Genomic DNA, 19,608 nt, shown 5'->3' on the forward strand with positions numbered 1-19,608 from the left:
CCCCGGCGGACCGCTTTTCTACGCTGCCTTGGGGGCCGCCGTCGAGCGATCAACTATCAAGCCCGTCGCGGCGTTCTCACGGACGGCGTTGATACCGTCCACCGCGCATTTGAGGTGTTTGAACGTGGGTGATTCCGCCACGACGGTTCCGTCCGCCGCAGTGAGACGGAACCTGTAAGTGTCGTCGTTGTGGTTCTTCAGAATTTCAAACCTGCCAGCCATCGCTGCTTCCCCCTTGGATGCTTCCTTGCACGCAGTTGTGGACCGGAAAACCCGCCCACAGAGAAAGTATCCAGAACCCGGAGGGAACCAAAGTTACTCCGTGGTACCTGTCATAGATGTGTCATTCCGGCTCATATGGCGAGATGTGACTGGATTGTCCAGCGGCTCGCGGCTAATGTTTCGTGGCTCAGGGAGGGGATTATGTTCCATTGCTGAGCGGAACTCGCTTTCGGTCCCCTTGAGTCTTCGATGTTCCATGTGCAGGAGTTCCTGCACGTCCAGGCGGTTGATACCGGGCGTTCCTTTTAGCCCTTGAATCCAGGCTTTTGCGGTCACGCTGTCGTGTTGCTCGCCGAGGATGCGCTGCATCCGGATCGCCGGCTGGATGATGGCCGTCGCCGCCGGACCCAGGATGTCCGAAACAGCCTCGACGCAGTATCTCAGGCGCTTGATATCCTTGCGCAGCCGGTGCAGGAGTTCGTCTCGCTCAGCTTCGTGCTGGACCTTGGCCACTGATTTCAGGCTGCGCTGCACCATCAGCCATTGCCATTGGAGGAGTTCCAGGACTTCCTCCTGTGTGCCAGCTTCGCCCGCGCCCGCCAACAGGGCTGTGCGCACGGACTGGATGGACTTGGCAGCCCGTCGCCGCGTGCCTAGTCCCGCGGCGATACGGCCGCTGCTGCTCCTGAGCGTTTCGACGGCGTCGAACAGCGGACGTGGTGAACGCCAGGCGCCCGATGAATCCAGCCATTGGGTGATTCGCTGCGCCAGCACGTACTCGTCGCGGGCCTCGCCCAAGGAGCGGGCCAGCCAACGGAGGTCCTTGATGGCTTCCCTCGGGACATGGGGGAGGAGCGGCTTGTAGCACGAGAACACCGAACGGATCCTTCGGAGGGCAAGCCTGGCGTCGTGGACGGCCTCCTGATCGGACAGCGCGATCAGAGGCAAGCAACCCTCCAACTCGGCCAGTTGAAAGGAGATATACGAATCCAGCGAATCCCGGAGATCATCACTCACGGTGCAAGTTTCCTCTGGACGCAGGGGGCGGACAAGGCGTCCGGCTACTTCGCCTTGTCGTAGGACTCGACGACGGCCACGCTCACCGGAAATTCCACCGGAATCCGCCCGAACATGAGCTCTTTCGCCGCGAAGGCAGCCTCTTCGATCGCAGCGATGCAGGCATCAACGGCGTGGTCGGGGGCATGGACCATCACTTCGTCGTGCAGGAAGAAGACGAGTTCTCCGGACGCCGAACCGTCGGTGCGCAAGGCCCGCAGCCGTCGTCGTAATTCTGCCAGCCAGCACGCCGCCCACTCTGCTGCCGAACCCTGGACAACGAAGTTGCGGGTGAACCGGCCGCGGGACCTGGCCATGCTATCTGCGCGGCGTTGTTCTTCCGCGGTGGTGGACTGCTGGCTGCGCAACCAGCCCGGGGATGGCGGCGGGCTGCTTCGACCCAACCTGGTGGTGACTGTTCGTCCGGCTTCGCCTGCACGGGCGGCCTGTTCCACATATCCAACGGCGCGTGGATAGGTTCGCGTGAGCTGCGGCATGAGCCTGCCCGATTCTCCGGTGGTGGCTCCATAGATGGCCCCGAGCAGCGCAATTTTCGCTTTGGCACGATCCCCTCCGAAGCCTTGGGCCGCGATGCCGGCATAGAGGTCTTTGTCTCGGGCGGCCTCGGCCATTTTCGTGTCTTGGGCCAGTGCAACGAGGACCCTTGGTTCCAGCTGCGAGGCGTCCGCGACGATAAGTTTGTGGCCGGGGTCCGCGTGGACGGCCGCCCGGATGTTGCGCGGGATCTGCAGGGCACCGCCGCCCCTCGAAGCCCAGCGTCCGGACACCACGCCGCCCACCACATACTCGGGGTGGAACCGGCCATCGTGCACCCATGCGTCCAACCACGCCCATCCGTTGGCTGTGTGCAGGCGGGAGAGTTTCTTGTAAGCAAGCAGCGGCTGGATGGCCGGGTGCTTGGACTCCTGGAGCTCCCATTGCCGCGTGCTCTTCACTTCGATCCCGTTCCGGTGCAGGGCCCGCATGAGGTCCTGCGGTGAGTCGGGGTTCAAGGCAGGGGAGTTGAGGATGGTCCGCAGCTCCGCGCACAAGGCTTCCAATGCCGGTGGCCTGTGTCCAAGCGGCGGGCGGGTGCCCAGGACGTCAGCAAGGATTTGCTGGTGCAGCTCTTCGCGCCACGGGACACCGGCGTGTTGCATTTCTACTGCGATGATTGCGCAGGCGGATTCAGCCGCGAGCAGCAATTGAAGCCGTTGCCTCCGCTGTTCGTCCGTGGTTACCTGCGCGATGGCGTGCTGTTGGGCAGCGAATTCTTCCTTGAGTTCGGCCAGTCCAGCCTTGGGGTTGACCGGTGTGAAGTCATCGAAAAGTGCTCCCTGGTCCGACGACGCAGGCGGGGGCTGCAAGACGCGCGGCGGAACGGCATCATCGTCCTGCGTGAGCTTCTCCGCGTGCTGGGCGTAGTCCGTGTGCGCCGTGAATTCGGAGTGGGCCAGGATGGCGCCGCACAGCGCGAGGTCGTGGCAACGCTCCAGCTCGATGCCGTTGGCCAGCAGCTCCGGATACCAGTCCTGGGCGCGATGCCACACCCAGCGGGGCCGTTGGGTTTCAAGTTCACGCACGACGCCGGGCAGCTCACCGCGCGTGAGGACGCGCGCGTCCGCTGTACCTTTTCCGGTGGGGGAGATCCGCTGTATGGCTGCGCCTTCCGGGTGGGCGGCGAGCAGCAAATACATGGACTCCATTCTGCCTTGCGGGGCGGGATGCTGTTGCCAGGGGCGGCGATACGTGACTCGGTGGCGCGTGATCAACTGTTCCTCCACACCGTAAGGACGGGCGTGGTTGTCCACATAGAGGGAGTGGGCACTAACGACCACGGGTGCCGGCCACCAGAGTGGCTTCATGAGCAAGCGACGCCTTCGGCACAGACAATCAGGCAACGACCCATCGGAAGAGGCAGGAGGTGGGTCCTGGTTGCCGCGCGGTACGGCTGAGATCTTCCTGGTTACCGGAGACCCCTACCTCCAGGAGGAGGCCAAACGGATAGTCGCTGCGGCGGGCGGAGGACTTCGAACCGCGACGGACGTTGCGGGAGCCGTCCACGGTTGGGACACAGCTGACGTTGTGTTGGTGGGCAGCGACATCCGTGAACTTCCACCACGAAGGCGGGCGCCCGCCGTGCTCTTGGGCCGGGCCTCTGAAGGGGACGGGCTTTGGCGGCTGGCTGCCGCGTTGGGAGCCGAACGGGTAGCAGTCCTTCCCGAAGCCGCTGCGTGGCTGGCGGAGCATCTGAGCATGTCAGGATCCCCGGATCCTGGCGGTACCGTCATCGGAATCATCGGTGCCTGCGGCGGGGCAGGAGCGTCCACTGCCGCGATCTGGCTTGCGCAAGCGGCCGCCGGACATGGGGTCAGTACCTTGCTCATTGATGGTGATCCTTGGGGCGGTGGACTTGAACTGGCCATCAGCACCGAAGAGGTTCCTGGCCTTCGGTGGCCCGATTTCTCCGAGACCCGCGGCAGCATCGATCCCGCCCAGTTTCGGGATTCCTTGCCCGTGGCCGGCGGATTCGCGTACTTGTCATGGCCTGGGAGACGGGAATCGGTGCTGACTCCGGACGCTGGATCCGTGGCCGCTGTCATGGATGCAGCCCGGCGAGGCTTCGAGCTCATTCTGGTGGACATCGGCCGCAGCGGAGAGGGAGTGCGGACCCTGGCATGGGACTGCGACAGGATTTTGCTCCTGACCACGGCGCACCTCAGATCCGCAGTCGCGGCAGCACGGGTACTGCCTGAGTTGCCGCCAACGGATACTGCGCTGTTGGTCCGGGGGAGCAGCACGGCAGCGGTGGACGCCCAGCTGATTGCCGAGTCACTGGGGCTCCCGCTGCTAGGAGTGCTCCCGGAAGTTCGGGGCGCTCCGGCTGGTACGGAAATGGGGAGATTGCTGGAACTGGGCCAACGCAAGCCGGTGACCCGTTTCGCCGAGGCCGTGCTGGCACTGAAAGGAGCCAGTCTGTGAATCCACAGCTACGCCGGCAAGCGCAGGGCTCCCAGGCTGGACCGGTGGAGCCTATCGGGCCGGGGGTGCCGCGCGCCGGATTGCCGATGCCGGGAACACGTCGCAGGCAGAGCCGCAGAATAGACTCCTTGCTCTTGGAGACAGTGCGAGAGTCCGTGCTCGCGGGAAGCGGGCCCGTTACACCGTCCAGCGTCGCAGCAGCAGTGCAGGCGAGCGGCAGGCTGTTAGGCACCGCCGGAGCGCTGGAAGCCGCGGAATCGATCAATGCGGAGCTGAACGGGCTGGGACCGCTGCAGCAACTGGCTGAGGATATCCGGGTCACAGACATCTTCGTCAATGGCCCGGATTCCGTGTGGCTGGACCGCGGGTTCGGGTTTGAGCGATCATCTGTGCACTTCGACTCGGAACACCAGGTCAGATCCCTCGCCGCGAGGCTGGTCTCAGCCGGGGGACGCCGACTGGACGATGGTTCTCCATGCGTGGACGTCCGGCTCAAGGGAGGCTACCGGGTTCACGCAGTCCTCGCTCCCATATCAACGGCCGGAACCCTGTTGTCCATCCGTATCCGCCGCGAAGAGGTCTTTACACTGGCCGAGTTGAGGGAAAACGGCATGTTCGCTGAGCTGGTTGAGACGGTTCTCCGGGCCATCATGGCACAGCGGCTGAGTTTCCTGATCAGCGGAGCCACGGGTTCGGGAAAGACAACCTTGCTGTCCACCATGCTCGGGCTAAGCCACCCAGCCGAACGCCTGGTGCTGATCGAGGACGCCGCCGAACTCAACCCGGTCCACCCGCATGTGGTCACGCTCGAGTCACGTCACGGGAACCTTGAGGGCGGAGGCGCGCTGGATCTGGGGGACCTGGTCCGTCAGGCGTTGCGAATGAGGCCGGACAGGCTGATTGTCGGGGAGTGCCGCGGCGCGGAAGTCCGCGAACTCCTGACTGCCCTGAACACGGGACACACAGGTGGTGGTGGCACTATCCACGCAAACACGGCAGAGGCCGTCCCCGCCCGGTTGATTGCCCTTGGGGCGCTCGCAGGATTGAACGCTGAAACGGTCCGCCTGCAGGTCTCCAGTGCCTTGGATGTAGTCATTCACGTCGAGCGGACTACAGACGGCCGCAAAGTAGCCTCTATTGGCGTCCTGACAGACACCAGTGATGGCCAGATCGTAGTCTCTGCGCTGCGGTGGAGCCCGTCCGGCGTAACGCAGGGGCCGGCGTGGCCGGAGCTCGCAACCCGACTCTCCATGAAAACCCCGTTGAACGCTGACTGGGCCCCGGTCCAAGAGCTGGCTGGCGCAATCCCTCAAACCGGTGCCGGCAGGGAATCATGATCGCCGTTGTGGTCGCTTCGGCGCTTGCGGCCTGGCTGCAACTGGGGGCTCCCCGCCGGGACAGCCGCCGGAAATTGACTAGTTTGGGCCTGTCCGCAGACAAAGGCAGTGGGGCAGCCGGGACCGTTTCCTTTTGGCAACGCGCCCGGCTGCCGCGGCGACAAAGCGCACGGCCGTTGCCCTTGGTGGTCCTCGTCCAGCAACTCGCCGCTCTCCTGCGCGGTGGACGCGGACACTCCAAACTGTGGGAAGAGCTGTGGCTTGTCCATGGTCCGCAGCCGAACGAGAACGGGAGGGCCACCTCATTCACCAAGCCCGACAGTGCCCGGCTTTCCGCCGAATCGCTGCGGGTATTGGCCGCAAGCCGCGCGGCCTCTGCCGTGGGAAACTCGCCGGCCGAAGCGATTCGGACCACAGCGGGGAAAACCTATCCGCGGCGAGGAAGCACTGAACGCCGCGTCTGGATGGAATTGGCAGCTTGCCTGGAGGTAGCCGAAACCAGCGGCTGCCCTCTCGCTGAGCTCCTGACCCGATTCGCAGCCCAGCTTGAAGCGGAGGAGGACGCCGAAGCCGCGCGGCAAACTGCGCTCGCAGGCCCCAAAGCCACTGTTCGGCTGCTGTCCTGGCTTCCGGTGTTCGGCCTTGGGCTGGGGATGGCTTTGGGCGTGGACCCGTTGGGAATCTTGTTGGACAACGTTCTGGGAGTCGCCACCCTCGCAGCGGGCCTCCTGCTGACTGTGGCGGGCCGGGTTTGGTCATCGCGCCTCGTTGCAGCCGCTGCTGGAGGTACCTGATGCCGGGGGTGTCCGTGCTGGCAATGACCGCGGCCATGGCTTTGGCGGCAGTCATGGGTTTCGCCAAGCCGATCACTGCCTGGCGGCAAGTGCTTGCCAGGCCAGGAAGCCCCGGTGGGTGGGGCGTCACTGCCGGAATGGCCGGGACCACCGGTTCGATGGAGGCCAACGCGTCGATCGACGGTGACATTCCTTCGGACGGGCTTCGGGATCCCGCGATGATGCTTGAGCTAGTGGCCTCGATGCTTGATGCCGGCGCCGGCATCGGCCGGGCATTGGAACTGATCGCAAGGTGCGCCTGGCCGCCTGTCAGCCAATCCCTTAGACCCGTAGTGGCCGCGCTGGCAATCGGCGCCGACTGGGAGACTGCCTGGCGAACCCCTGCCCGCCACGCCCCCGAGGCAGCGCGCTTGAAGGATGCCTTGGCTTTCGCGGCCCTGACGGGTGCGCCCTCGGCGTCCATCCTTTACGCTCAAGCCGCCAGGGAGCGGCGGGAACAGTTCCGTGCCGCGGAAAAGCGCGCAGCTGCCTTGGGAGTGAAACTGGTTGTGCCACTGGGACTGTGCTCATTGCCGGCATTCATTTGCCTCGGCATCGTGCCGGTTCTCATCGCGATGCTCCCCTCGGGCTGAGGTGTGGCAGCGAATCCACGTGCGTCCCAAGCATATAGCGCAGGGCGTTCCTTGGTGGTTGACGGCCTTCCTGGCCGGCCTACTATTCCTCCACAATCGCCCTGGGCGAGGGGTTATCCACTTGGAGGAATCTGGTCCTTTCGGGCCGCAGGTAGCCAAGGAAGAGTCGACTCAGCCGGCGATTCCGCCGGCGCTCCATGAAAGGAAACATTGTGAATACAACAACCAGCGCACTACTTGGCCGGCGAAGTGATCGGCTTTCCCTTCTAGCCGTTTCTGATACCCCGGTCTCCCCGCCGGGCGGGAACGAACAAATGGAGCCTGGCCACTCAGAGCACGGGCATTCGGAGGGCAGCCGGAACAGTGTTCCGGGAACTGTCCACCAACTCGGGGGGAGCCCACGTGCCGGGGCACTTCAGACCATCCCGGGCAAGCGGCCGCGACGAGGTCGCGCCAGAACCCGGGCCAGGCTGTGGGGCTCTGAAGCAGGCATGGCCACGGCTGAGTATGCCATCGCCACGCTTGCTGCTGTTGGTCTGGCCGGCCTCCTTGTTGTCATTCTCCGCAGCGAGGAAGTCCGTGGTTTCTTGCTCAACCTGATTCGTACGGCGTTGTCCTTGCCATGACACAAGTGTCGTCCGCAGGCACGCGGAGAGTCCGCGCCGAAAGCTGTCTCGGCGCAGTCACGGCCGAGTTCGCAGTGGCCTTGCCCGCTGTCGTTTTGCTCTTGGCCTTCCTCCTGGCCGGCGGCGCGGCCGGGATTACCCAGTTGCGGTTGGAAGAGGCCGCGAGGTCCGGGGCACGCGCTTCTGCCCGGGGCGATTCGGCCGGTTCAGTGGAGGGTGTGGTCCGGCGGCTTGCTGGGGCGGGAGCCAGTTCAGCTGTGACGAACGACGGCGAGTGGCTGACCGTGACGGCATCGGCACGGGTTGGCGGGGCTCTGGGCCCACTGATCCCGTGGACGCTGACCGCTTCCGCCTCCGCCAGGGGCGAAGTCCCTCAGGCCTCGGCTGCTGTGCCCCTCCCGCGAACGGCGTCGGCTGGGCTGTGGCGGTTGCTGTGAAAGGTTCCTCGTTGTTTCGGTGCGCTGCGAGAGGTTCACTCAGAGGCTCTGAGCGTGGTTCTGGAACGATTCTGGCCTTGGCTCTGGGCATGGTGGTGACGGCGTTGGTGGTCGGTTTGCTGTTGCTGGCCCAGGCGGGGGTGATGGCCTCGCGGGCAGCATCGGCGGCAGACCTCGCTGCCCTCGCGGCGGCCGATGCCGCAAGGGGCCTCTCATCGGGGGAGCCGTGCGCAGTAGCGGCAGCAGTGGCTGGACGCAGTAAGGCCACTTTGGTGTCCTGCACAGTGGAGCACGGACAGGTGGTGGAGGTCGTCACCGAGTTGTCCCAACAGTTCCAGTGGGGCGTCGCAACGGGCCACGCCCGTGCGGGGCCTCCGCCGTGAACGGAGGTGACAAACAGCTCCGATCCGGTTTGATGCGTTAGGAAAGCGATGGGAAGCAGTTAACTGGCGTTCTTCAATAAGACGTCCAGGAGTGTGATGGCGGCTGCCTTGTCCAGTGGGTTGTTTTTGTTGCCGCATTTGGGGGACTGAACGCAGGACGGGCAGCCGGCTTCGCATTCGCAGGCGTTGATGGCCTCCCGTGTGGCGGTCAACCAGATCTTGGCTTTCTCGAAGCCCCGCTCAGCGAAGCCTGCGCCACCGGGGTGACCGTCGTAGACGAAGATCGTTGGCACCCCGGTATCAGCGTGCAGGGCAGTGGAAACCCCGCCGATGTCCCACCGGTCACTGGATGCCACCAAGGGAAGGAGACCGATGGCGGCATGCTCAGCTGCGTGGAGTGCGCCGGGAAACTGTGCTTCCACCAGACCGGCTCCATGCAGGGACCGGTTGTCCACCACAAACCAGACAGCCTTGGTGAACAGGTCCCTGGCTCCGAGTTCCAGCGGCTCCTCGCCGAGGATCTCGTTCGAAATCAAGGCCTTGCGTTGGAAGGAGACCACTTGGGTAGTGACTTTGACATCGCCGAAGTGCACTGTGATGTCGCCCCACTGGACCGAGCGCGATGTTTCGAGGACTTCGATTTGAGTCACGTCCCGCGCAGTGGTGTAGAAGTCGGGGTTCGCGCGCCGCACCATCACGCAGTGATCCGCTTCGTTGAGTTCTTCCACCAGGTAGCTCTCGCCTTGGTGGACATAGATGGCGCCGGTGTGGGCTTGGTAGTGCGTTTGCGGCGAGTCCATGGTGCCCAGCAGGGATCCGGTCTCCGCGTCCACGATGCTGACCGGTCCACCTCCGTCAGCCCGGAGGTTCACCATCCCGGCAGCGCTCTCGGGATGGGTCCAGAACCACCCGGCTGGCCGTTTGCGGAGGTATCCCTGGATAACCAAGCGGTCCAGGAGTCCTTCGGCCGTGGGGCCGAAGAGCTCAAGCTCCGCGGGGCCGATTGGCAACTCCGCGGCTGCGGCGCACAAGTGCGGGCCAAGGACGTAGGGGTTGCCCGGATCGAAGACTGTCGCCTCCACGGACACGTCAAAGATGGCCTCGGGGTGGTTCACCAGATACGTATCCAGGGGATCGTCACTGGCCACGAATGCCGCAATGGCATCCTGGCCTGCCCGCCCTGCACGGCCGATCTGTTGGAACAGCGAAGCCCTGGTTCCCGGCCAGCCCGCCACCAGGACGGCATCGAGTCCCGAGATGTCGATTCCCAGTTCCAAGGCCGAGGTACTGGAAACTCCCAGCAGTTCGCCGGATCTGAGCGCTTGCTCCAGGGCACGCCGCTCCTCGGGCAAGTAGCCCGACCGGTAGGCCGCCACACGTCCTGGGAGGCTGGGATCAACCTCATCGAGCAATCTTTTCGTCATGGAGGATATGGATTCGGCGCCGCGCCGCGACTTGATGAACGCGATGGTCCTCACCCGCGAAGATACGAGGTTGGCCAGGATGTCCGCCGTTTCCGCGACGGCCGTTCTCCGCTGCAAGGCACCGTTCTCGCCTTTGACGTCGGTCAGCGCAGGTTCCCAGAACGCCACGGTGGTGGAGCCGTGGGGGGAACAGTCCTCCGACACTTCCCTGACCGGAGCACCGATGAGCCGTCCGAAGGACACTCCGGGATCCGACGCCGTGGCGGACGCGGCAATGAATACCGGTTCCGGGAAGGAGTTTCCCGCGCCGTAGTAGGCGCAGATCCGCCGGAGTCGCCGCATCAGGTTGGCCACGTGGGAGCCGAACACCCCGCGGTAGCTGTGGGCTTCATCCACGATCACGTAGCGGAGTCTTCGGAAGAACCTCGCCCACCACGTGTGGTTGGGAAGGATGCCGAAGTGCAGCATGTCCGGGTTGGCCAGAATGAAGTTGGCGTGGTCACGGATCCAGCGCCGCGACGCCATGTCCGTGTCGCCGTCGTAGGTTTCTGCCCGCACGGTAGGCAGTTTCAGCGAGCGGATGGCTGCGAGCTGGTCAGCTGCCAATGCCTTGGTGGGGGACAGGTAGAGCGTCACCGCCCCGTCGTCGTGGATCTTCCCGGGATCGGAAAGAACCCTCAGCTCCGAACGGTGTATGGCATCCAGCGCCGGCAACTGGTATGCAAGCGATTTTCCGGAAGCCGTGCCGGTGGCGATGACCACGTGCTGGCCGGAGTGGGCGAGGTCGGCGGCTTGGATCTGGTGCCGGTACGGTTCCTGGATTCCCAGGGAGCCGTAGGCAGCCACGACGTCGGGATGCGCCCATCCGGGCCATGGCTCGTGGACGGCTTTCCGGGCCGGGATGGTGTGCACATGGCGCAGCTGCTCAGGGTCCGGAGTCCGGCCCAGCAAGGAGATCAGCGAATTCGGTGCAGCCACCGAATCATTCTGTCACTGTGGCGGGCACGCCAACGGCGGCACCCGGGGCGCCGCCGTCGTGGATGGCCACTGTGCCGCTGTTGTCAGGCCCCCGAGAGGTCCGAATCTTCCCCGGGGCCCACGGACATCATGAGGACGTGGCAGACCACGTCCCATCCAAGGTGGGAGTACAGTTTCTGGCCGTCCAAGGATGCCAGGAGGAGCCCGTTTTCAACATCGTGCGAGTATGCCTGGGCGGCAAGGGCTTTCATGATGAAGCTGCCCAGTCCACGCCTCTGGAACGCAGGTTCGGTCACGATCTTGTCGAAAACAGCTGTGCCGTTGACCACGAAAACCCGGCCGCTGGCAGCCACGTCTTCACCTGAATGGACCACCGCGTGGTGGACGCCGTTCGATTCCGACGTCGCAAGTTCCAGATCGTCGTCAGGGAGCCAAGGATCTTCGGCGTCCTGGGTCTCCATGTCCACGATCATCATGGTTTGGGAGGCGGAAGTGACGTTGAGCCCGTGCTGTTCAGCCAAGAATTTGTATCGTTGGACATCGTTGGTGAGGACCGTCAGGATACGGGTTCGCGCCTCGGAGGTCTTGGCTGCCAGGGAGGCAAACTCGTCGTCTGAAGGATCATGGGCGAAATACTCCCAGTCACCGGTTTTGTCGGCGCGCAGTGCGGCCGGGAAGCGTCCCTCTTGACGTGACTCATAGCCCCGGCAACCGGACCAACCGGCCACCCAGACCTCCAAAAGGTGCGCAATGTCTTCAACCAAGGCGTCTGGACTCATGTAGAGAGACTATGCCAGCGCTGCATGAAGCAACAGAGTGATGTCAGCGGAAGAATCGTTGCTTATGGAATTGTGACTTCTGCCCCCGTCGGGGTCTTGGAAGAAGACCGAAGAACCCCCTGCCCGCCCGGATTTTAGTGCACCAAGTACCCTTGAATAGTGGCTTTGAACCGAATTGTGCTCTTCTATGGCTTTACCCCGATCGCCGACCCCGACGCCGTGCGTCTATGGCAGCGCGCCCTGTGCGAAAAGCTGGGCCTCACAGGCCGGATCCTCATCTCGAAGGACGGCATCAACGCAACGGTGGGCGGCGAGCTCAACAACATGAAGCAGTACGTGAAGACCACCCGCGAATACAAGGGCTTCCACGGCATCGACTTCAAATGGTCGGAGGGCGGCGCCGCCGACTTCCCGCGCCTCAGCGTCAAGGTCCGCGACGAAATCGTGTCTTTCGGTGCTCCGGGCGAACTTAAGGTCGATGAGCATGGCGTGGTTGGTGGCGGCACGCATCTGCAACCGGAGGAACTCCACGCACTTGTAGACGCCAGGAAGTCCAACGGCGAGGATGTGGTGTTCTTTGACGGACGTAATGCTTTCGAAGCCCAAATCGGCAAGTTCAAGGATGCAATCGTCCCGAACGTCGACACAACGCACGACTTCATCAAAGAACTCGACTCCGGCAAATACGACTCCCTCAAAGACAAACCCGTAGTCACCTACTGCACCGGCGGGATCCGCTGCGAAGTCCTCTCCAGCCTCATGGTCAACAGGGGGTTCAAAGAGGTCTACCAGCTGGATGGCGGGATTGTCCGCTACGGCGAAACCTTCAAGGACAAGGGCCTCTGGGAGGGTTCGCTGTATGTCTTCGACAAGCGCATGCACGTCGAGTTCAGTGACGACGCCAAGACCATAGGCGAATGTGTCCGTTGTGCCGCACCCACCAACAAGTTCGAGAACTGCTCGAACCTTAGTTGCCGCACGCTCACTCTGTATTGCGCCGAGTGCGCCTCCAGCCCGGAAACCCTCCGGTGTCCCGGCGGCTGCGAAGCGGCCTGACAAGCTGTTTCAGAGCCGGCTCACCCGATAGGCAAAATTGGCCTCGGACCTGGACCCGACGGTGATGGAAAGCACTGCGTCCTTCTCCAGTTGCACAACGCTCACCCGGGCATTGGCGCAACCCAACATGAGATCCACCAGTTCAGCCTCGCCCAGTTTGACGGCGAATGAGACCCTGCGGGTGCCCCGGCAAGCCAGCGTCACCGCATAGGTTCCGCCGGGCAGCTGAACAGTTTGTTCCGATTTCGATTCGCCGGGGTTCAAGTAGCCGCTGCTGGAGTAGAAAGACTGCCCCTGTGATTCGGGCAAGGCAGCTTTCGCCCACTCGTCAAGGGCTTCCCCTGTGACCGTCTGCTCCAATGCCGGATCGGGAGGCAGAACCACATTGTTGCCCGCAGTGGAGGTGGGGTCGGCACCTGGCCGGCCACCTTCGTCGTAGGTATATTCGCACGCAGTCATCGTGCCGCACAGCGCGATGGAAAGTACGACGGCGGTCCTTGCCAGCCGCTGTGGCATCCCCGAGCGAGCTGCCTTGCTGCCCATGAATAGACTTTACGCCCGCCCGTCCGCTGGCTGAAGGGCTTCCAGCGGCGGCTGGCCCCTTTGGCCTAGGTGGCGGCCGGGACGAGGTGGTAGGCGAAGATCAGCGGGGCGTCCACGCTGCTTGTGGAGATGCTGAGGGGCGCAGAGCCGGGCACTTTGATCTTCACGACGTCGAGGTTGCCGTTGCACGCGGCTGCCGCGTCGGCGATCTTGTTTCCGCCCGAAGAGACGGCGAAGTAGGCCTTGCCGCCGCCGTCGCACGCCATGGTGAGCGTGTAGGTACCGGCCGGGACCTCGGCGGCGTCCTTCACGATGGGATCCCGATTGAGGATCTTGCCGGCGTCTTCCAGCACCACACCGTTCGCTGCCGGGAGGACTTTGTCCTTCCACGACGGAACATCGGCGTCCGCGATGTTGGCCGGTGCCTGGCATGCGGAGATTGCCAGCAATGTTCCGGCGGTGACGACAACAAGGCCTGCACGTTGCCTTGTGGAGGAAAAGTTGAGCATGTTTCCACGCTACCGGGTTCCAACCGGCACCTTTGTCCACATAACCCCGGAGCAGGGCCCGCAGCCCGTGAACCCGCCCCTAGACTTGCAAGGTGACTGACACAGCTTCCTTTTTTACGGCCGGCAATACGGCAGACGCGCCCCGCAGCGATAACCTCGGGCTCCTTTCGGCGCTCGCCGGGGACCTTCGTTCCGTTTCCTACACAGTGGACGGTGTCGCCGAACTGCTGGGGCAGTCCGCGTCCGAGGCACTGAGCAGGGACCAGCTCATCCCCGCGCTCCTGGCCAGCGAGCAGCGTGCAATGTCCGGGAGTCCGGCCGTCCGTGCGCTGGCTGCAGTGGTCCGGCTCTGGTTGCTTGCAGTTCCGCAGTCCGAATCCGACGTCGATGCTGCCCTCCCTGGCATCCGCAGCCGGGGCCTCGTTGAGCTCGGATTGGTCACTGTGGAATCGGGCCTTGTCCGGGCCAAAGTGGACCTGCGTCCCTATGGATGGGACGCCAACTCGGACGGCAGCGGGGGAGCGGACCTCTGGGTCTCCAGCGACCTCGCGGCCCACCAGCAGCCCGGAGTCTTGAGGCACGACCATGTGCTCGGCATCGGACGTGCGTCCACCACGCTTGTGCAGACCACTTTCCGGCAACACACCAAGCGTGCCCTGGACCTTGGGACCGGGTGCGGCATCCAAACCTTCCACCTTCTGCATCACTGCGAGCATGTAACGGCCACGGACATCTCGAAAAGGGCGCTCGCCTTCACCCGATTCAACCTCCTGCTCAACGCCGACGAGCTGGAGGTTGACCCGAAGGACCTGGACAGCCGGGTCAGCCTGCGGATGGGTTCCCTCCTGGAACCAGTAGCAGGCGAACAATTCGGCCTGGTCGTGTCCAACCCGCCGTTTGTCATAACGCCACGGACTGGCGGCGAATCCTCATCCGACCAGTTCACGTATCGCGACGGCGGGCTTCCCGGGGATGAAATCGTGGCTTCCTTGGTCCAGTCCATTGCCAGCGTTCTTGAACCCGGGGGCACAGCCCACATGCTGGGGAACTGGGAGGTTGCCTCGGGAACGGAATGGAAAGAGCGGCCTGCTGCGTGGCTTCAGGACTCAGGCCTGGACGTCTGGTTCATCCAGCGCGAGCAAGTTGGTCCGGAGCAATACGCGGAAACCTGGCTGCAGGATGCCTCGCAGAACCGGGAGGGCGGGCAGTACCAGGAGTCCTACGCCGCTTATCTCAAGGACTTCGCATCGAGGAACGTCGAAGGCATCGGCTTTGGCATGATCTGGTTGCGACGCCCCGAATCTCCGCATGAAGCCATCATCAACCGCTTCGAGGAAATCACTTATCCGATCGAGCAGCCCATCGGCCCGCATTTGGGTGCAGCCGTGGAACGAGCGGACTGGGTGGCAGCAAACTCCGTCCCGGATGCTCACGTCGTGGTCGCGGAAGACGTCACCGAGGAACGCCACCAGCGCCCCGGAGCCGCACATCCCGGCGTCATCCTGCTACGGCAGGGTGCAGGCCTTCGTCGGACCAATTTGCTCAGCACGGAGCTTGCGGGATTCGTTTCGGCGTGCGACGGCCAGTTGTCGGTCCGGCAGATTGCCTCTGCCCTGGTAGCGCTTCTCGGCGGTGGCGACGACTTTGACGAAGACGCCTTCCGCAATGGCTTGTTCCGGGACGTCACCAATCTGGTCTTGGATGGTTTCCTGCTGCCTGATCCGCAGAAGGTCACAGCATGACCGGGGAGGCAGCGGCGCGCCACAACGGCGCCCGGGCTCCTGGGAGTGACCCTGACTACACTGATGAAGTGATTGCGAACAACCAGACATCCCAGGCGTCAGGCGACGTTCCGCGGCGTAAGCGGGCCGAAAAGACGGTTGAGATTACCGATCCCAAGGCTATTCGCGCTTTGGCCCACGCAGCCCGCCTGGAGGTCATCTCCGAGCTCTACGCCACCCAAGTGAGCCACACGGCCACTGAGCTCGCGGCTCGAACCGGCCTCACCCCCAGTGCCATGAGCTACCACCTCCGTGCACTGCAGAAATGGGGGATCGTTGCCCCCGCGGAAAACGCAGGCGATGCGAGGGAACGCCGCTGGAAAGCAGCCGGAACGGACTTCACTATCTCGGGTGGCAGCGTTGCCAGCCCTGAGATTGCCGTTGTGGATCTTGAACTCGATGCCTTCCGGCGCCGGGCTTCGGCTTTTGCCAAAGCCCGCGGTGAACGTCGGCAACGTGGCGAAAAGACGCAGGAACCGGCATCGGTGGTCCTGGCAAGCAACTTGCTCTACCTGACCAACGCGCAGCGCAAGGAGCTTTCGGACAGGATCCGCGAGGTACTTAGGGAGTATGAACTCCAGGATCCCACCCGGATTCCGGAGGGTGCCGAACGCATGGCGACACTGTGGTCGATGATCCCGGATGACCGCGTGGCGCCGGGCCAGTAACGGCCTGCCAGGGCCCTCAAATGACGGTCCTGGTTTCCATGCGAAAACGCAGGATTCTGCAAACTATGGTGAACTAGGCCAATATGGGCACCAGCCCAATTACACATTTTTTCTGTAGGAGCACCGTGCCCAGCAAGGCAAAAACCGGCAAGAAACTCGTGATCGTGGAGTCTCCGGCCAAGAGCAAGACCATCGCCAAGTACCTTGGCGAGGGCTTCATCGTCGAGGCTTCGATCGGCCATATCCGGGACCTCCCGCAGCCGTCCGACCTCCCTGCAGAACTGAAGAAGACCTCGCTGGGCAAGTTCGCCGTCGACATCGAAAACGACTTCAAGCCGTACTACGTCGTGTCCCCGGACAAGAAGAAAAAAGTTGCCGAGCTCAAGGCTCAGTTGAAAGACGCCGACGCGCTCTACCTCGCAACCGATGGGGACCGCGAAGGCGAAGCCATCGCGTGGCACCTCCTTGAGGTCCTGAAACCCAAAGTTCCCGTGTACCGCATGACCTTCGGTGAAATCACCAAGGAAGCCATCCACCGCGCCATGGACAACCTGCGCGACGTCGACACCGCACTGGTGGATGCCCAGGAAACCCGTCGTATCCTGGACCGCCTCTACGGTTACGAGATCTCTCCGGTCCTGTGGCGCAAGGTGGCCCGCGGATTGTCCGCAGGTCGCGTTCAGTCCGTCGTGACCCGCATGGTGGTGGACCGTGAACGCGAACGCATGGCCTTCCGCTCGGCCTCCTACTGGGACCTTACGGGCCAGTTCGGGGCGGACTCGGGCTCGTTCAAAGCCAAACTTGCCTCCGTGGACGGTTCCAAGGTTGCTACCGGCCGTGACTTCAACGACAACGGTCAGCTGACCTCGTCCAACGTGGTGCACCTCAACGAGGAACTGGCCACGTCCTTGGCAGCCGGCCTGGAAAATGCCGATTTCCAGGTACGCTCCGTTGATACAAAGCCGTACACCCGCCGCCCGGCCGCTCCGTTCACTACGTCGACACTGCAGCAGGAGGCCGGCCGCAAGCTCCGGTTCTCCTCCAAGAGCACCATGCAGGTGGCCCAGCGCCTGTATGAAAACGGCTACATCACTTATATGCGTACCGACTCGTCGGCCCTGAGCAACGAGGCCGTCACGGCAGCCCGCCGCCAGGCCTCCGAGCTCTACGGTCCCGAGTACGTCCCGCAGAGCCCGCGCGTCTACGCCAACAAGGCTGCCAATGCGCAGGAAGCGCACGAGGCCATCCGCCCCGCGGGAGACTCCTTCCGTACCCCTGCGCAGGTTGCCAAGCAGCTGAGCGGCGATGAATTCCGTTTGTACGAACTCATCTGGAAGCGAACAGTTGCCTCCCAGATGGCCGACGCGAAGGGCTCAACGGCCACCATCCGCCTGGGCGCTGTGGCAACTGACGGACGCGACGCCGAGTTCTCGGCCTCCGGTACGGTCATCACCTTCCCCGGCTTCCTTGCCGCCTATGAAGAGGGCAAGGACGAGAGCCGCGGAGACGATGAATCCGATGAAGCACGCCGCCTCCCGAACGTTGCCAAGGGCGATTCCCTGACGGCCTCGGACATCCTTGCAGTTGGCCACGAAACATCGCCGCCGCCGCGTTATACGGAAGCCTCGCTTACTGCGGAACTGGAAAAGCGAGGCATCGGCCGCCCGTCCACCTACGCCTCCACCATCTCCACCATCCAGGACCGCGGCTATGTCCGGAAGCAGGGTTCAGCCCTGGTCCCCAGCTGGATCGCGTTCTCGGTTATCCGCTTGCTCGAACAGCACTTCACGGATTATGTGGACTACGAGTTCACCGCTGACATGGAAGGCGACCTGGACAAGATCGCCAACGGACAGGCTGTCGGCGCGGCTTGGCTCAAGCACTTCTACTACGGTGAAGACGCTGATCCGGGCCTGTTGAGCATCGTGAACAACCTGGGCGAGATCGATGCCCGTGAGATCAACTCCGTGCCTATTGCCGAGGGCATCACTCTTCGCGTCGGTAAGTTTGGTCCGTACCTGGAGAGCAGCATCCCCACGGTGGATGCGAAGACCGGCGAGGTGGTCGAGTCGGCCCGCGCGAACGTCCCGGAGGAACTGGCACCGGATGAGCTGACAGCTGCCAAGGCCGTCGAACTCATGGAGACTGCTGCCCCGGAGGAACGCGTCCTGGGAACCGATCCCCACACCGGACACACTGTGGTGGCCAAGAACGGCCGCTACGGCGCCTATGTCACCGAGATCATCCCGGAGATGACCGAGGAACAACTGGCGAACCAGCCGGTGGAGTATTACAAGAACGGCAAACCCAAGCCCCCCAAGAAGCCGGTCAAAGCCAAGCCGCGTACCGGTTCCCTGTTCCAGTCCATGACCGTGGATACGGTGACCTTGGATGAGGCGTTGCAGCTCATGAGCTTGCCGAGGGTCCTTGGTGAGGACGCGGAAGGCAACCCCATTACGGTGCAGAACGGCCGGTTCGGTCCGTACCTGAAGAAGGGCACGGATTCCCGTTCAATCGGGTCCGAAGAGGAAATCTTCACCATTACCCTGGAGCAGGCGCTGGAGATCTACTCCCAGCCCAAGCAGCGCGGGGCCCGCGCAGCTGTGCCTCCTTTGGCTGAGTTCGGTCCGGACCCCGTCTCGGAGAAGAACATTGTGGTGAAGGAAGGCCGCTTCGGTCCGTACATCACCGATGGCATCACCAACATCACTGTCCCGCGCTCAACTTCCCTGGAGGAGCTGACACGGGAACGCGCCGTCGAACTCCTGGCGGAAAAGCGGGCCAAAGGGCCGGTCAAGCGGACCACAACCCGCAAGGCTCCGGCCAAGAAGGCCACAGCCAAAAAGTAGGCCAGCCACGAACCATGATTGAGGGCCGGGACATCCGCGAATTGCGTCCCGGCCGTCATCGTGGTCGAGTAGAACCATGACTGAACAGACCGTTTCTCCGGACAACGAACCCTTGAACGACCTCGAAGCGAAGCTCGCTTTGGCCGAGCAGCCGGACGCGAACCCGGTGGACGTTATCCTGGCGTTCCTCAACAACGAGGTCTACCTGGTGAGCTCGGAAGCCGTGGACGGCCCGGACTCCGCAGTTGAACCCTTGGTGCTCTCCAACGCGGACGGCCAGCCCGTTCTGGCAGTGTTCAGCCACCCGACCAGGGTGGACGAGAGGTTCCTCGAAGCCGCCCCGCACGTCCTGGGCACCATGGGTTCGGCAATCCTTGGCAACATCGGCGATGAACTGGGCATGGTCATCAACCCGGGCAGCGAGTTCGGCTTTGAAATAGACCCCGAAGGCATCGCGAATATCCGCCGCGACTTCAAACGCGCCGACGAAGCCGGGGAGCCCGCCGAATAGCGGTTGTCCAGACCGCGAGGGCGTGTTCACTCCGCGAAACG

General features: G+C 63.4%; 19 protein-coding genes. 12 read left to right on the forward strand and 7 right to left on the reverse strand.

What is annotated here, in order from left to right:
- Positions 1-18: 18 nt before the first annotated feature.
- The 3 genes from ACFRJ9_RS14865 to ACFRJ9_RS14875 all read right to left on the reverse strand — a co-directional run bounded on the left by ACFRJ9_RS14865 (position 19) and on the right by ACFRJ9_RS14875 (position 2,975).
- Positions 19-222 (reverse strand): YegP family protein, encoded by a 204-nt coding sequence (locus ACFRJ9_RS14865; protein ID WP_377669344.1) that lies wholly within the window; start codon positions 220-222, stop codon positions 19-21.
- Between the two features lie 93 nt (positions 223-315).
- The gene (locus ACFRJ9_RS14870; protein ID WP_377669346.1) at positions 316-1,239 is read right to left on the reverse strand and encodes a CHAD domain-containing protein; all 924 of its coding nucleotides are present in this window, start codon (positions 1,237-1,239) and stop codon (positions 316-318) included.
- Between the two features lie 44 nt (positions 1,240-1,283).
- On the reverse strand, positions 1,284-2,975 hold the full coding sequence (locus tag ACFRJ9_RS14875; RefSeq protein ID WP_377669582.1) for a bifunctional 3'-5' exonuclease/DNA polymerase: 1,692 nt from the start codon (positions 2,973-2,975) through the stop codon (positions 1,284-1,286).
- A 166-nt stretch (positions 2,976-3,141) separates the two neighbouring features.
- Here ACFRJ9_RS14875 and ssd point away from each other — a divergent pair, with 166 nt between their 5' ends.
- The 7 genes from ssd to ACFRJ9_RS14910 all read left to right on the forward strand — a co-directional run bounded on the left by ssd (position 3,142) and on the right by ACFRJ9_RS14910 (position 8,469).
- Complete coding sequence (gene ssd / locus ACFRJ9_RS14880) at positions 3,142-4,260, forward strand: septum site-determining protein Ssd (RefSeq protein ID WP_377669349.1); 1,119 nt, start codon at positions 3,142-3,144, stop codon at positions 4,258-4,260.
- A gap of 86 nt (positions 4,261-4,346) precedes the next feature.
- Positions 4,347-5,597, forward strand: coding sequence for a TadA family conjugal transfer-associated ATPase (locus ACFRJ9_RS14885; RefSeq protein ID WP_377669585.1), 1,251 nt, complete (start codon positions 4,347-4,349; stop codon positions 5,595-5,597).
- A complete protein-coding gene (locus ACFRJ9_RS14890; protein WP_377669352.1) occupies positions 5,594-6,391 on the forward strand; it encodes a type II secretion system F family protein in 798 nt (265 codons plus the stop codon). Before ACFRJ9_RS14885 ends, ACFRJ9_RS14890 begins: the two co-directional genes overlap by 4 nt.
- Positions 6,391-7,023, forward strand: coding sequence for a type II secretion system F family protein (locus ACFRJ9_RS14895; RefSeq protein WP_377669355.1), 633 nt, complete (start codon positions 6,391-6,393; stop codon positions 7,021-7,023). The genes ACFRJ9_RS14890 and ACFRJ9_RS14895 overlap by 1 nt, the downstream gene beginning before the upstream one ends.
- Before the next feature lie 314 nt (positions 7,024-7,337).
- The gene (locus ACFRJ9_RS14900; RefSeq protein ID WP_377669587.1) at positions 7,338-7,649 is read left to right on the forward strand and encodes a DUF4244 domain-containing protein; all 312 of its coding nucleotides are present in this window, start codon (positions 7,338-7,340) and stop codon (positions 7,647-7,649) included.
- Positions 7,646-8,086, forward strand: coding sequence for a TadE family type IV pilus minor pilin (locus ACFRJ9_RS14905; RefSeq protein ID WP_377669358.1), 441 nt, complete (start codon positions 7,646-7,648; stop codon positions 8,084-8,086). Before ACFRJ9_RS14900 ends, ACFRJ9_RS14905 begins: the two co-directional genes overlap by 4 nt.
- Complete coding sequence (locus tag ACFRJ9_RS14910; RefSeq protein WP_377669360.1) at positions 8,083-8,469, forward strand: Rv3654c family TadE-like protein; 387 nt, start codon at positions 8,083-8,085, stop codon at positions 8,467-8,469. Before ACFRJ9_RS14905 ends, ACFRJ9_RS14910 begins: the two co-directional genes overlap by 4 nt.
- Before the next feature lie 59 nt (positions 8,470-8,528).
- On the opposite strand, the gene ACFRJ9_RS14915 is transcribed toward ACFRJ9_RS14910, so the two are convergent.
- Entirely contained in the window at positions 8,529-10,871 is a 2,343-nt protein-coding gene (locus ACFRJ9_RS14915) for a DEAD/DEAH box helicase (protein ID WP_377669362.1), read from the reverse strand.
- A gap of 83 nt (positions 10,872-10,954) precedes the next feature.
- Positions 10,955-11,650, reverse strand: coding sequence for a GNAT family N-acetyltransferase (locus ACFRJ9_RS14920; RefSeq protein ID WP_377669365.1), 696 nt, complete (start codon positions 11,648-11,650; stop codon positions 10,955-10,957).
- A 159-nt stretch (positions 11,651-11,809) separates the two neighbouring features.
- On the opposite strand from ACFRJ9_RS14920, the gene ACFRJ9_RS14925 reads away from it, so the two are divergent.
- The gene (locus tag ACFRJ9_RS14925) at positions 11,810-12,706 is read left to right on the forward strand and encodes a rhodanese-related sulfurtransferase (RefSeq protein ID WP_377669367.1); all 897 of its coding nucleotides are present in this window, start codon (positions 11,810-11,812) and stop codon (positions 12,704-12,706) included.
- 9 nt (positions 12,707-12,715) lie between these two features.
- Here ACFRJ9_RS14925 and ACFRJ9_RS14930 read toward each other — a convergent pair whose 3' ends face one another.
- Both ACFRJ9_RS14930 and ACFRJ9_RS14935 read right to left on the reverse strand, forming a co-directional pair.
- A complete protein-coding gene (locus ACFRJ9_RS14930) occupies positions 12,716-13,249 on the reverse strand; it encodes a hypothetical protein (protein ID WP_377669369.1) in 534 nt (177 codons plus the stop codon).
- 65 nt (positions 13,250-13,314) lie between these two features.
- On the reverse strand, positions 13,315-13,758 hold the full coding sequence (locus ACFRJ9_RS14935; RefSeq protein WP_377669370.1) for a hypothetical protein: 444 nt from the start codon (positions 13,756-13,758) through the stop codon (positions 13,315-13,317).
- Between the two features lie 92 nt (positions 13,759-13,850).
- On the opposite strand from ACFRJ9_RS14935, the gene ACFRJ9_RS14940 reads away from it, so the two are divergent.
- The 4 genes from ACFRJ9_RS14940 to ACFRJ9_RS14955 all read left to right on the forward strand — a co-directional run bounded on the left by ACFRJ9_RS14940 (position 13,851) and on the right by ACFRJ9_RS14955 (position 19,567).
- Complete coding sequence (locus ACFRJ9_RS14940) at positions 13,851-15,500, forward strand: methyltransferase (RefSeq protein ID WP_377669372.1); 1,650 nt, start codon at positions 13,851-13,853, stop codon at positions 15,498-15,500.
- Positions 15,497-16,207, forward strand: a complete 711-nt coding sequence (locus ACFRJ9_RS14945; RefSeq protein ID WP_377669374.1) for an ArsR/SmtB family transcription factor — start codon at positions 15,497-15,499, stop codon at positions 16,205-16,207. Before ACFRJ9_RS14940 ends, ACFRJ9_RS14945 begins: the two co-directional genes overlap by 4 nt.
- A 125-nt stretch (positions 16,208-16,332) precedes the next feature.
- Positions 16,333-19,056, forward strand: a complete 2,724-nt coding sequence (gene topA / locus ACFRJ9_RS14950; RefSeq protein WP_377669376.1) for a type I DNA topoisomerase — start codon at positions 16,333-16,335, stop codon at positions 19,054-19,056.
- A 76-nt stretch (positions 19,057-19,132) separates the two neighbouring features.
- Positions 19,133-19,567, forward strand: coding sequence for an SseB family protein (locus ACFRJ9_RS14955; RefSeq protein ID WP_377669378.1), 435 nt, complete (start codon positions 19,133-19,135; stop codon positions 19,565-19,567).
- Positions 19,568-19,608 lie beyond the last annotated feature (41 nt).

The organism is Paenarthrobacter sp. NPDC056912, assembly GCF_042786555.1.
Taxonomy (GTDB): domain Bacteria; phylum Actinomycetota; class Actinomycetes; order Actinomycetales; family Micrococcaceae; genus Arthrobacter.

Coding starts and splice junctions, on each gene's coding strand:
- ACFRJ9_RS14865 (WP_377669344.1), bottom strand. CDS start 222: ATGGCTGGCAGGTTTGAAATTCTGAAGAACCACAACGACGACACTTAC.
- ACFRJ9_RS14875 (WP_377669582.1), bottom strand. CDS start 2,975: ATGTATTTGCTGCTCGCCGCCCACCCGGAAGGCGCAGCCATACAGCGG.
- ssd (WP_377669349.1), top strand. CDS start 3,142: ATGAGCAAGCGACGCCTTCGGCACAGACAATCAGGCAACGACCCATCG.
- ACFRJ9_RS14885 (WP_377669585.1), top strand. CDS start 4,347: ATGCCGGGAACACGTCGCAGGCAGAGCCGCAGAATAGACTCCTTGCTC.
- ACFRJ9_RS14890 (WP_377669352.1), top strand. CDS start 5,594: ATGATCGCCGTTGTGGTCGCTTCGGCGCTTGCGGCCTGGCTGCAACTG.
- ACFRJ9_RS14895 (WP_377669355.1), top strand. CDS start 6,391: ATGCCGGGGGTGTCCGTGCTGGCAATGACCGCGGCCATGGCTTTGGCG.
- ACFRJ9_RS14900 (WP_377669587.1), top strand. CDS start 7,338: ATGGAGCCTGGCCACTCAGAGCACGGGCATTCGGAGGGCAGCCGGAAC.
- ACFRJ9_RS14905 (WP_377669358.1), top strand. CDS start 7,646: ATGACACAAGTGTCGTCCGCAGGCACGCGGAGAGTCCGCGCCGAAAGC.
- ACFRJ9_RS14920 (WP_377669365.1), bottom strand. CDS start 11,650: ATGAGTCCAGACGCCTTGGTTGAAGACATTGCGCACCTTTTGGAGGTC.
- ACFRJ9_RS14930 (WP_377669369.1), bottom strand. CDS start 13,249: ATGGGCAGCAAGGCAGCTCGCTCGGGGATGCCACAGCGGCTGGCAAGG.
- ACFRJ9_RS14935 (WP_377669370.1), bottom strand. CDS start 13,758: ATGCTCAACTTTTCCTCCACAAGGCAACGTGCAGGCCTTGTTGTCGTC.
- ACFRJ9_RS14945 (WP_377669374.1), top strand. CDS start 15,497: ATGACCGGGGAGGCAGCGGCGCGCCACAACGGCGCCCGGGCTCCTGGG.
- ACFRJ9_RS14955 (WP_377669378.1), top strand. CDS start 19,133: ATGACTGAACAGACCGTTTCTCCGGACAACGAACCCTTGAACGACCTC.